At 68.7% G+C, this 12,231-nt stretch carries 9 protein-coding genes; 1 reads left to right on the top strand and 8 read right to left on the bottom strand.

Annotation, left to right across the window (positions count from 1 at the left end; all coding sequences use genetic code 11):
* Positions 1–17 precede the first annotated feature (17 nt).
* The 6 genes from LG334_RS12475 to LG334_RS12450 all read right to left on the bottom strand — a co-directional run bounded on the left by LG334_RS12475 (position 18) and on the right by LG334_RS12450 (position 8,518).
* Positions 18–1,403, bottom strand: coding sequence for an HlyD family type I secretion periplasmic adaptor subunit (locus LG334_RS12475; protein ID WP_404378554.1), 1,386 nt, complete (start codon positions 1,401–1,403; stop codon positions 18–20).
* A 13-nt stretch (positions 1,404–1,416) separates the two neighbouring features.
* Positions 1,417–3,645, bottom strand: coding sequence for a peptidase domain-containing ABC transporter (locus LG334_RS12470; RefSeq protein WP_404378552.1), 2,229 nt, complete (start codon positions 3,643–3,645; stop codon positions 1,417–1,419).
* 16 nt (positions 3,646–3,661) lie between these two features.
* On the bottom strand, positions 3,662–5,422 hold the full coding sequence (locus LG334_RS12465; RefSeq protein WP_404378550.1) for a peptidase domain-containing ABC transporter: 1,761 nt from the start codon (positions 5,420–5,422) through the stop codon (positions 3,662–3,664).
* A 295-nt stretch (positions 5,423–5,717) separates the two neighbouring features.
* A complete protein-coding gene (locus tag LG334_RS12460) occupies positions 5,718–6,284 on the bottom strand; it encodes a DUF2478 domain-containing protein (protein ID WP_404378548.1) in 567 nt (188 codons plus the stop codon).
* 79 nt (positions 6,285–6,363) lie between these two features.
* A complete protein-coding gene (gene glgC, locus LG334_RS12455) occupies positions 6,364–7,617 on the bottom strand; it encodes a glucose-1-phosphate adenylyltransferase (RefSeq protein ID WP_404378546.1) in 1,254 nt (417 codons plus the stop codon).
* Between the two features lie 115 nt (positions 7,618–7,732).
* Entirely contained in the window at positions 7,733–8,518 is a 786-nt protein-coding gene (locus LG334_RS12450) for a Crp/Fnr family transcriptional regulator (RefSeq protein WP_404378544.1), read from the bottom strand.
* A gap of 190 nt (positions 8,519–8,708) precedes the next feature.
* Between LG334_RS12450 and LG334_RS12445 the strand changes: the two genes are divergently transcribed.
* Positions 8,709–8,981 (top strand): hypothetical protein, encoded by a 273-nt coding sequence (locus tag LG334_RS12445; protein ID WP_404378542.1) that lies wholly within the window; start codon positions 8,709–8,711, stop codon positions 8,979–8,981.
* Between the two features lie 191 nt (positions 8,982–9,172).
* On the opposite strand, the gene LG334_RS12440 is transcribed toward LG334_RS12445, so the two are convergent.
* Together LG334_RS12440 and LG334_RS12435 are read right to left on the bottom strand one after the other, a co-directional pair.
* Entirely contained in the window at positions 9,173–10,492 is a 1,320-nt protein-coding gene (locus LG334_RS12440; protein WP_404378540.1) for an acetyl-CoA carboxylase biotin carboxylase subunit family protein, read from the bottom strand.
* Positions 10,493–10,614: 122 nt separating this feature from the next.
* Positions 10,615–12,177 carry a fused MFS/spermidine synthase gene (locus tag LG334_RS12435; protein WP_404378538.1) on the bottom strand — a complete coding sequence of 521 codons (1,563 nt, stop codon included), beginning with the start codon at positions 12,175–12,177 and terminating at the stop codon, positions 10,615–10,617.
* Between the last annotated feature and the right edge of the window lie 54 nt (positions 12,178–12,231).

The following is a 12,231-nucleotide window of genomic DNA, read 5'->3' as shown; positions in this document are numbered from 1 at the left end:
TCGCGGTCCGGGCCGTTTCAGCGCTCGCGGAAGGCGTGCGCCAGCGACACGTAGATCGGCTTCAAGATGTATTCCAGCAGGGTCTTTTCGCCCGTAATCACGTCCGCCTGCACCGTCATGCCGGGCAGGATGCGGTTCGCTTGCGGGCTCTCGCCCAGGTACGGGCGGTCCAGCGAAACCATGCCCTTGTAGTACGGCTGCCCCGACTGCTCGTCGATGAACGTGGTCGCCGAAATGCTCTCGAGCCGGCCTTCGACCGCACCGTAGCGCACGAAGTCGAAGCTGGAGACCTTGACCGTCACCGGCTGGCCGGGCGCCACGTGGCCGACGTCGCGGGTGGAGATCCGGGCCTCCACCATCAGTTCGTCGTCCACCGGCACCACCTCCATCAGCACGCCGCCGGCCGGGATGACCGTGCCGGGGTTGCGCACCTGGAGGTTCTGCACGAATCCCGTCACCGGCGCGATGACCTCCAGGCGCGTCACCTGGTCAGTGGCGCGGGCCAGGGCCTCGTTGACCTGGGCCAGTTCGGCGGTGACGGTGCCCAGTTCGCCGACGGCGTCCTGGCGTTCCAGGGCGTCCAGGTCGCCGATGCGCTCGCGCAGTTCCACCAGGGCCTTGCCGGCGGTGTCGCGCTGGCCCTCCAGTCGCGACAGCTCGCTTTCGGCGGCGGCCTGCTCGCGGCGGACGGCGAAATAGCGGGTCTTGGAGGCATGACCCTGCTCGTACAGGGTCTTGAGCATCTGCACTTCCTCGCCGATCAGTCCGATCTGGCGCGTCACGGCCTCGATCTGCCGGCTGGCGGCATCCGCCTCCGCCTCCTTCTGGAGGATCTCGCTCTCGATGACCTTGCGCTGGCTCTCCCACCGCGCCAGGGCTGCGGTGTGGATGTCGCGCTGGTCACGGATCAGGTGGGCGTAGCGGGCATCGGTGATGAACGAGAAATCGGGTTCGCGGCCGGTCAGAAAGGCGCGCAGCCGTTCCTCGCGCGCCTGCAACGCGGCCTGGCGGGCGCGGATCTGGTCCTTCTCGGCGGTGGCCTGAATGGGGTCCAGTCGCGCCAGGACCTGGCCGGCCTGCACCATCTGGCGTTCCTCGGCCACCATGTCACGGACGATGCCGCCTTCCAGGTGCTGCACCACGTGGACCTTGGACTTGGGCACGACGGCGCCGTTGACGATGGCGACCTCGTCGATCTTGATCCAGTGGGCCCAGACGATGAAGGCGGTGACGACGGCCGCAACAATGAACACGGCGGCCGCCGCCAGCCAGGACATGCCCTTTTCCTCCAGCAGGACGAACTGGGCCATGTAGCGGATCTGCCGCCGCCCGCGCTTGAGCTTGCGGCTGGTTCCGGTGGGGGAGGCGGGGCCGGCAGGGGCGCCCATCGTGGTCTCGCTCATGGGTCCGAACTCGTCAGAAGATGCCGGGCGGCAGGCGGTCGAGCACCTGCTTGGCGGGGCCGACCGCGCGGATCTGGCCCTGTGTCATGAAGACGACCTTGTCGCACAGCTTCAGATGGCTGGGGCGGTGCGTGACAAGGAAGACGGTGGTATGCCCGCGCACACGGTCCAGCACTTTCATGAACTGCTGGTCGCCGACGAAATCCAGGCCGTTGGCCGGTTCGTCGAACAGCATGACGGGCGCACGCTTGAGGTAGGCGCGGGCCAGCGACAGGCGCTGACGCAGGTTGGACGGCAGCTGCGTGGACTTGCCGTCGCCGATGCGGGTGTCGAAGCCCTGGGGCAGGGCGTCGATGTCCGCCAGGCAGCCGGCCTCGGCACAGGCCCAGCGCAGTTCCCGATCCGACGCCGTGGGCTCGGCCAGGCGCAGGTTCTGGGCGATGGTGCCGAAGAACAGTTCACACTGCTGGGGTACGTAGGCGATCGCGCGGCGCAGGTCGACCGGGTCGATCTGGCGGATGTCGATGTCGTCCAGCCGCACGCCGCCCGCCTGCGGCCGATACATGCCGAGGATCAGCTTCAGCAGGGTCGACTTGCCCGAGCCGTTGGGGCCGATGACGCCGATGATCTCGCCGGGCTCGGCCGTCAGGTTGACGCCGAACAGGGCCGGATCGCTCTCGGCCACGTAGCGCATGGAGACGTTGGAGAAGGTCACCTTGCCCTTGTGGCGGCGCTCGGCGGAGGCCTCGGCGTCGGACCGGGTTTCCGGCGCCAGCTGCATCAGGCGGTTGATCTGGCGCACGGAGTCACGCATGCGCTCGATCTGGGTCAGGGTGGTGAAGCCGGTTTGCAGGGGCCGCAGCACCCACCACACCAGCATCATCGAGGCGATCAGCCCGCCGACGGTCATCGCCCCGTCCAGCACGCGCGTCACGCCCCACGACAGGACCACCAGGCCGGTGGTGACAATGATCGCCTGCGCCAGACCGCCGGCGATGGTGTTCAGGCGGCTGGAGCGATTGCCCTTCAGCGCCGCCTCGGCGGAAATCTCGCGGTAGCGGTCGATCCAGATGTCGGTGGCCCCGGTGTCGCGGATGGCCGACAGGCGCGAGAAGGTCTCCACCAGGAACTCCTGGCGGCGCGAGCCCGCCTTGCCGGCCTCGGCCACGGCGCGGCGCATGCGCGGACGCAACAGCAGGCCGAGCGCCACGAACAGCACCACGCCGGCCACCGGCACCACGGCCAGCGGACCGCCCAGCAGCGCCATCACGAACAGGAACACCAGGGCGAACGGAATTTCAAAGATCACGGTCGCCAGCGGGCCCGTGAAGAATTCCCGCACCACCTCGAAGTCCTTCAGGCGGGCGACCTGCGAGGAAATGTTGGCCATCTCGGTGTACGGCGGCGGCAGGCCCACCAGGCGCTGGAAGACCGCCTTTCCGAGTATGTGGTCCACGCGGGCGCCGATGTAGGCGATCATGTGGGCGCGCAGGCCGCGCAGCATGTAGTCGCCGAGAAGCGCGATGCCGACACCGATCACCATGGCCGTCAACAGCTCCATGGAGCCGGTGGCGACCACCTTGTCGTAGGTGGCCATGATGAACAGCGGCACCGACAGCGCCAGCACGTTGCACACCAGGCTGACCACCAGGGCTCGGACCACCAGCGGGCGGAAGCGGCGGACCACTTCCCCCACGAAATTGGCGCCGGTGCTCTGGGCGATGTTGCCGGCGGCGGCCGCGGCCTCGTCCTGGGCCTCGCGTGTGAAGACATACACCCGGCCCGCGCCGGAAGGGCGGGTCAGGGTGCGGCTTTCGCCGGTTGTCGGATCGAAAAGCGTGACGGCCCCGGCGGCGTCGACGCCGGTCACCACCTGCGCCATGCCCCGGTCGGGCAGGAAAAGGCAGGGCGCCAGGCGCGGGTCCAGATGGCGCAGGCCCAGGCGCAGCGACCGCGACGACCATCCCAGGTTCGCCATGACGTTCAGGAAGTCCGTCAGGTCAAGCTGGTCGGCGAAGTGGGGCAGGGCCTCGGACACGCGGCGGGCGTCGCCGTCCCACTGCAGGGCGTCGAGCAGCGGCAGCAGGCAGCCGGCCAAATCGGTGACGGCGCGGAAACCGCCCAACTCGCCGGATGCGATCTGGTCGGTCGACAGGCGCGCGCGGTCGAGCGGCTTGTCCCACGCGATATCGGCAAAATCGTCGGGGGCGGCCAGGGCGGCGGCGTCGGCGGGGGTGGTCATGATTGCGCTCCTCCGCTCATTCAGCCGCGCCATAGGTGGTGGCGCCCTCGGCGTCCACCGGCTTCACGCCGGCACTGCCGGCCCGCCCCGAAAAGGAGGGATCGACCCGCTCCCTTAGGCCGTTGCCGACAATCTCGAAGCGACGGTCGGCCAGCTTGAGCAGCGACGGGCGCAAGGACACCAGCACCAGCGTCCGGTCGCCCTTGAGGCGCTCCAGGTGGGCGCGCAGAGCCTCGTCGCCGGGACCGTCCATGGCCGTGTTCGCCTCGTCGAACAGGATCACGCGCGGGTCCAACGCCAGCACCCGGGCGATGGCGATGCGCTGGCGGATGCCGCGCGGCATGGCATCGGCGGCGCCGCCGGCCAACGTGGTCAGGTAGCCGTTGGGGAAGGTCGCCACCACATCGTCGAGGCCAAGCTGGCGCGCTGCTTCCAAGGCCGGTTCGCGAAGGTCGCGGCGGAACATGGTCAGGTTGTCCAGCAGCGTGCCGCGGAACAGTTGCGCTTCGCTGGGCAGATAGCCGATGCCGCCGTGTTCCAGGGCCCGTGGCGACCAGTTCTCCACCGGCACGCCGTCCAGCAGGACCTGCCCGTCAGTCGGCGCCAGCGCCCCGCGCATGAGGCGCAGCAGCGTCGACTTGCCGCTGCCGTTGGTGCCGGAGATGCCGATGCATTCGCCCGGCGCGACCTCGAGGTCGACGGTCTTGAACAGCGGCGCCGCGCCGGCCTCGGCGTCGTAGGAGTACGTCACCTTGCGCAGCGTCACGCGCCCCTCGACCGCACGATCGTACGGGCGCGCCGGACGCACGGCCTGGGGCAGGGCGAACAGGTCCCCGGCGCGGGCCTTGTTCAGCGTCACGGTCTGCAGCCGTGTCCACATACCGACAGCCCGCTGTACGGGCTGCGCGGCGCGGCCGGCAAGCAGGGTGCACGCCGCCAGGGCGCCGACGGTCAGCATGTTGTTGACGACATAGACGCTGCCCAGGGCCACGGTGCCCACCATGATCAGTTGCGAGAACAACGTCGCCAGTGTCAGGGCGGAGGCATTGCGCAGAACCACGGCATGGTCGGCCCGCGCGACCGATTCCTGAAGGCGGCTGTAGCGCTGGAGCATCTGGCCTTCCATCGCCAGCGACTTGACGCCGTGCATGCCGCTCAGGACCTCGATGTTGAAGCTCAGGCGGCGGTCGCGCACGGTGTTGTAGTCTTTCACCGCGCCGCGCAGGCGCAGGCCGTGCCACAGCATGACAAGGGCGAACAGCGCAAGGCCGATGGCGGGAACCCAGACAAGGTTGCCGCCCAGCGCCCAGATCAGGCCCAGGAACAGCAGGGCGAACGGCATGTCCAGCAGCAGGGTCAGGCCGCTGTCGGCGTAGTGGTCCTTGAGCTGGAAGATGGCGGACATGCGCTCCAGCAGATCGCCGGCGCCTTGGCGCTCCACCACATGGGTCGGTGCGCGCAGGACGTGCTCGAAGGCGGCAGTGCCGGCGCCATGTTCGAACCGGGCGGCCAGCCACGATGTCAGGCCTCCGCGTGCCAGCCGCAGCGAGACCTCCAGGATCATGGCCGCGCCGACACCCAGCGCCAGCACCGTCAGGGTGCCGACGGAACTGTTGGGTATGATGCGGTCATAGACCTGAAGCAGAGCCAGCGGCAGGGCCAGCGCCAGCAGGTTCATGAAGATCGTCGCGACGGCCAGTGGCAGCGCCGCCGGTCCTGTTCCGGCGAACGTCTTCAGGCCAACACGCCGCGGCCGTATGGATGTGGAGCTACGCAAATCGGTTATCCCATTCCCCAATGCGCACAATTTTATCCAAATTCGGTTGGAGCACCATATGGCGTATAGCTGGTGTCTATTGCGAAAGTCATAATGGCCAATCGCGAAAGGCGCGAGACTCGTCCTACACCCCCGCATCGCTGGCGGTAAGCATGAACTGTGCCGGGTGGCTGGGATGGCCCAAAGGCCCGGTTTCTCCGGATTTTGAGCCGACGACAGCACGATGGCCGCAGCCCAGTGGGGCTGCGTGGCGATCTGCGATGCAGGATGAAGGATACGCGGGTTGCGATGCCCGTCAGGAGGCGGGAACGCCTGCGGGAGTGCCCGACTCGGCGTCCGCGGCTTCCAGGCCCAACCTTCGGTACCACGCCCACAGGGCCGCCAGGGTGGGCGGCAGGCGCTCTCCGGCACTGTCGGTGGCGGCGTCCCAGGCGTCCAGGTAGCGGGCGGACACCAGGACCAGCACCGGAACGCCCTCGCACAGGGCGGCGAACATTTCCTCGGCCAGTCCTTCGCCCTCGGCCTCGGCGCCGGCGAACTTGTTGACCACCAGCAGGTCCACACCCGACTCCCGGACACGGCGCAGGTGCGCGGCGGCATCGGCCAGCCCCGCCGGGTCCAGGCAGCAGGACGACGACCCGCCGCCCAAGGGCTGCGAGATGCGGATGCGCGCCGCGGTCTGGATGTCCACCACGTCCATGACGTTGGGTCCGGAGGCCGTGCGCACCGTCTGCTGGTAAAGGCCGCCGACCCGCACCGGCCGGCCGCGCAACTCGTCGAGGAAGGCGGCGAGCACGTCCTCGGCGTTATCGCCGCGCTGGTGCACGACGACGCCGATGCGCAGGGGCGGGTCCTGGGTCATGGCGCGTATTCCGGCTGACCGTTGTCAATAAGCGCCTACTCTACACCCGGCGGTTCGGAACGGACAACCACTGCGGCCCTCAGATGCTCAGGGCCGACAGCGGCACCGGCGAGCGTTCGCCCTTGATGACCACGAGGCCGCTCTCGGTGACCTGGTAGCGCTTGCGGTCTTCGTCGGCGTCATAGCCGATGACCGTGTCGGGCGGAATCTTCACGTTCTTTTCGATGATCGCCCGGCGGATCTTGCAGCGCCGGCCGATGTCGACATTGTCGAACAGAATGCAATCCTCCACCTGGGCATAGGAGTGGATGAAGACGTGCCGCCCCAGGACGCTCCGCCGCACCACGCCGCCCGACAGGATGCACCCGCCCGAAAGGATTGAATCGATGGCTTCGCCGCGCCGCCCTTCCTCGTCGAACGCGAATTTGGCGGGCGGATCGGAATAGCCCGCCGTGCGCAGCGGCCAGTTGCGGTTGTAGAGGTTCAGCGGCGGGTTGATGGCGCGCATGTCCATGTTGGACTCGTAATAGGCGTCCAGCGTGCCCACGTCCCGCCAGTACGGCGCGCCGCCCGGCGGATCTCCGGCGATGTGGTTGGTCTGGAAGTCGTAGGCGTACATGGGCACGCTGTCCACCAGCTGCGGCAGGATGTTGGTGCCGAAATCATGGGAGCTTTTGGGATCGGCGGCGTCCTTGCCCACCAGTTCGAGCAGCAGGTCGCGCTCGAAGATGTAGTTGCCCATGGACGCCAGCACCATGTCGGGGTTGCCGGGCATGGTCGGGGCGTCGGGCTTCTTTTCGTGGAAGGCGAGGATGCGGCCGTCCTCGTCGATCTCGATGACGCCGAAGTCCTTGGCGAACTTCTTTTCCACCGGCAGGGCGGAGATGGTCACGCCCGCGCCCTTGTGGCGGTGGTAGCGGATCATCTGGCGGACGTCCATGCGGTAGATGTGGTCGGCACCGAACAGCACCACGATGTCGGGGGCCGACTGCTCGATCAGGTTGAAGTTCTGGTACACGGCGTCGGCGGTGCCGCTGTACCACGTTTCGCCGGGCGACCGCATCTGGGCCGGCACGGGGATGATGAACTGGTTCTGCAGCATTCCGCCGAACTGCCAGCCGTCGCGCAGGTGTTGCAGCAGCGACTGGCTGCGGAACTGGATCAGCACGTAGATGGAGTAGATGCCGCTGTTGATCAGGTTGCTCAGCACGAAGTCGATGATGCGGTATTTGCCGCCGAAGGGGACCGCTGGCTTGGCGCGCTCGGCGGTCAGGGGAGCGAGGCGGGTGCCCTTGCCGCCGGCCAGCACCAGCGCGAGAACCTTCAGGTCCATGGTCATCATCCTCCGGGTCATGCGTCCACCGTGCCGCCGGCGGCGACTCGTTACCACCAGCCTGCCATGCCAGCGCGCATCTGCCGAGGGGTCTTGTCGAAAAAGACGAGGACGATCAGGCCCTTCGTTCGGATGAACGGGCATCGGCGAGGGGGTGCGCCAGCGGCACGAGCCAGCGCCGCGGGGTCTCGGTGTCCAGGCAGGCCGCGGCTGCCAGACGGTCGGGGTCCAGCAGGCGCAGGCACCCCGCGTCGTAGGTCAGCAGGTCCTCGGCCCGCAGGCGCCGGAGCGTGCGGTTGACGTGGACCGACGTCAGCCCCAGGGCATCGCCCAGCACCGCCTGGGTGAGCGGAATGCGCAGCGCCCGATCCGGCGGCATGACGGCGCGGCAGCGGGTGTAGAGTTCCACCAGCAGATAAGCGACCCGCTCGCGCGCGGTCCGCCGGCCCAGCGCCGTCAGGTGGCCGTAGGCAAGGGCGGCGTTGCGGCTGGTCACCGCCATGCTCATGGCCGCTGTCTCCGGTGACTCTCCGTGCGCGGATGGCGGCGGAGCATGGCAGACCAGGGATGGCACGACGCTCTGGATACCGTAGGGTACGTCGTCGCCGGGCGAGGGCGGCACCAGCACGTCGCCGGGCACCACGATGTGCAGCACCTGGCGGCGGCCGTCCTCCAGCAGCTCGTAGAACGCCAGCCAGCCATCAATGACCATGCACAGCGATCGCAGGGGAACGCCTTGCGCGGCAAGGTCGGCGCCGGGAGGCAGCCGCCGGACGCTCGGCCGCCGGGGCGCGCCACTGGCGTTCAGCCGGTCAGCACAGATGGTGCCCAGCGCGCAAGCCGTCACGCCCGCCATTTCGGGCGTCGGGCAGGGCGGGTAGCACGGACGACGGAAGGGCATCGGACGCCTCCGTTGACGCAGGTTAGTGCCGCGCTTGCATTTTTCATTAGGGTTCTCTTGTCCAGACAGTGTGCGCCTTTCCAGGCGCCGCCGGAAATTCGGGAGAAGTGGTATGCGCGGCCGGGCGGCGCTCACCGATCGGCGAGGACCCTCCGCGTTTCTGTCGCCCTTTTTCGAAATGGCGCCCTGGGTGGCCATTCTCGAGGCGACGCCGCACGCCCGCGGCATATGGCTGCGCAACCAGGCGCGCGACCGTCATGCGCTGTGCGACATGCTCATCGCCTACCGCATGAGCCTGCTTCTGTGCGGATGGATCGATGCCGCCTCGGCGCGGCGACTGCTGACATCGGGCGTCTCGGTGGCCGTCGGCCCCTGCGACCGGCCGCTGTTCGACGTCCTGCCGCACGTGCCGCGCCGGCCCGCGACGGATCGCTTTGCCACCTTCCAGATCCTGCGGCTCTAGCGCGGAAGAAGGGCCGGGAGCCGCCGTCAGGCGTGCTCCCGGCCCAGTGCGCCCGGCCGACGGGCAGGGGATGGTTTCTGTCAGTCGAGGCGCGGCCTGGTGGAAGGTGCGCATGGCGTTCCTCCCTTCGTTGCGTGCCCTTTCACCATCCCGTCACGCCATCCATGGTCGGCCATGGCGCGGGCGGATCCTTAACCTGTATCAGCCCGCGCGCGACCGTAATTGGTCGGCACCACCTCCGAGAAGCGGAAGTCCAGACGCTCCATGATGGTGTGGAACTTGTCGTGCAGGGCCGCCTCGTCCCCGGCGCCGATGAACAGGTCGGCGATCTCGAAGCTGTAGCTGTCCTGAGCCGGCAGGTCCGACAGCCGCGTTCCTTCCTGGATGTGCATGTGCAGGACCATTTCGGGAAAATCGGCGGCGACGGCGGCGATGTCGTCGGGGCCGGGAACGCGCAGGACCACGGCGTCGCCATAGGTGCGCGGCATGAACTTGCCCGCCATGGGGAACGGCCCGTCGCGGCGCGGAAAGTCCGGCCGGCGCTTGAAGGCCACGTTCACCGCCACCTCGTGGTGCGAGGCGCCCATGACCAGCCGGAACAGGGCGCAGTGGCTCTTGCTGATGCGCGGGTTGATCTCCAGCAGCCACACGCGGTCGCTTTCGCGGTCCCAGAAGAACTCCATGTTGAAGGGGGTGTCGTCGAGCCCGATGTGCCGCAGCACCCGCGCGGCGGCATCGGCCATGCGCGCCTGCACCTCCCCCGGCAGGTGCGAGGGCAATTGATAGCTCAGGAAGCTGACGTTGTTGGAGCCCCGCAGGCTGTCGAGCACGCCATACACCTGAACGTCGCCGTCCAGCACGTATCCCTCCAGCGTGCACAACTCGCCGCCGATGATGCCCTCGGCGATGCAGGCGTCGCCGCCGCCTTCGCCGGGAAGTGCCTCGGGGTGCTCTGCGTGGGCGGCGATCTCCGCGAAGGGCTCGGCGAAGAGGCCGATGTTGTCGCGTACCTGGACGATGGCGTCGCGGTACTGCTCGGCCGTCTCGATGCGAAAACCCAGGTAGGAGGAAAAGGCGACCGTCGGCTTCAGCCAGAAGGGCGGCGACAGGGGCAGCCGCTCGGCGGCGTCGGGCGCGGCGGGATCGACCAGCGCGAAAGGCGGCGTGCACTCGGGTACGGCGGCGGCGTGGGCGAGGCGGCCCCAGTACTTGTTCTCGCAGAGCAGCACGCTCTCCAGCGTCGGGCCGGGCAGGCCGTGTTCGCGCCGCAGAATGGGCAGGAGCGACGTCGTCGGAAAGTCCCAGTGGCCGATGATGGCGTCCACAGAGGGCGCCTCGGCCATCTCCGCCCGGCCCGTGGCAAGCAGGGCCTCGATGGGGTAGGCGGAGGGGTGGACGATGTCGTGGTAGGGGATCAGCCCGTGGAAGACGATGTCCTCCGCGCCCCGGATGGATCGGGCCTCGGCCAGGTGCAGGTCGTCGAGCCCTATGATGAAGACATGGCGGGTCATGGCGCGCCTCCCGAACGAACGCGAGAAGCCAACAGCCCATCAACGCATGAAAAATACGGTCTTCGGCGTGACAACGGCCGACCTGCCACGCAAGGGTGCCGGCTACGCCGTTCAGGTATCGCTCAGTGCCAGGATTCAGGGATCGGGAAGAAGGCCAGGTCGCGGGACATGCGCGCAATGCCCAACGCGAAGTCGTTGCTCCAGTCGGTCAGGGGCGCCACGTCGGAAAGTTCCTTTCGGGTTTCCAGCACCGGGACGACGGCGCGGGTGCGGCGGCCGAACAGCGACACCGGATACTTCTCCAGCGCGATGGCCGGCACCTTCCCCCCGTCGCGGGCCGCCACCATGATGCGGTTGTGGCGGTCGGCGCCCGCCTCGTAGACGGCAACGTCGGTGCCCACCCCCTCGGCCATGGCGGCCATCAGGCGGCGGGTCGGCCGGGCGTCGCGGGGCGGGACGATGGTGTTGGCGACGACCACGCCATCGGGGCTCAGGCATCCCGCGGCCAGGGCGAAGGTCTCGCGCGTGATCAGGTGGTCGGGCACGGACAGGCCGCTGAAGATGTCGAACAGGATGGCGTCATAGCCGCCGCGCCCGCCGTCCTGGCACTGACGCAGGATACGGCGGGCGTCGCCGATGGTGACGGGAATGCGGTCGCGGTCGAAGCCGAACCAGCGCGCCGCGATCTCCGGCGAGTGCGGGTTGATCTCCACGGCCTCCACCTGCCGGCCCCTGTCGGCAAGCGTCGTCGCCAGGGTTCCGCCGGCCAGGCCGAGGACAAGAATGCGGCCGCCCTCGGGCACCATCTCCGTCAGCACCTCTTCGGCCACCGCCTGGTAGAACAGCGGCCCGCCGGGGGCGCCGTCGCGGGCGGCGGCGCTCTGCATCTGGTTTTCCTCCAGGTACAGGCGGATGGTGCCGGGGGTCGTCTCGTGCGCCACGTCCACCACCACGACGGTGGAATGGGCGGAGCGGATGGTCTCCACATGATGCATGGTCATGGTGCCGCCGAGCGCCCGGCTGTCCGGCGGGTTGAACAGCGTCACCCCGACCAGCGCCACGGCGGCGACCGAGGCTGGCAGCAGGCCCAGCACCGTCATCCGGTCGCGCACCACCGCCGCAAGCGCCACCACCGACACGCCCGCGAGCACGGCGGCCAGCACCACCAGCGTCGCCGCCGGCGCCATGAAGGGCAGCAGCAGGAATGCGCCGGCCAGCGCACCGGCCACCGAGCCGACCGTGCTGATGGCGAACACCGCGCCGGCACCCCGGTCGCCGTGTTCCGACGCCGTCAGGGCCACGGCAAGCGGGCCCATGGCGCTCAGCAACACCAGCGTCGGGCCTAGCAGCAGCGTCGCGCCGAAGAACGCGCCGGTCAGCGCGTCCCGATATGCGAGGGTCGGGAGGAACATGGGAAAGAGAAGGGCGGTCAGGCACAGGATCACCGCCGTGCCGGCCGGAAACCGCACGAACAGCCGGTCGCGCGAGGGCAGGCGCGACCATCGTCCGCCCAAGTGATAGCCCGCCGCAAGCGCCAGCAGCGTGATGGACAGGATCGCCGTCCACACGTACAGGCTGCCGCCGACGTAGGGCGTCAGGATGCGCGAGGCGATAAGTTCGAGCGCAATGGTCACCGCGCCCGTGACGAAGAGCAGGGCGCGGATGACGGTGCGGCTGGCGGTCATGAAACTCCCTTCCGGCGCAGGATCGTATCGGTGGCGGCTGCGTGGCCGCACAGC

The sequence above is a fragment of the Caenispirillum salinarum genome, assembly GCF_044803115.1.
Taxonomy (GTDB): domain Bacteria; phylum Pseudomonadota; class Alphaproteobacteria; order Rhodospirillales; family Rhodospirillaceae; genus Caenispirillum; species Caenispirillum salinarum_A.
The sequence above is the reverse complement of the archived record's forward strand: the minus strand, read 5'-3'. Positions and strand labels throughout refer to the sequence as shown.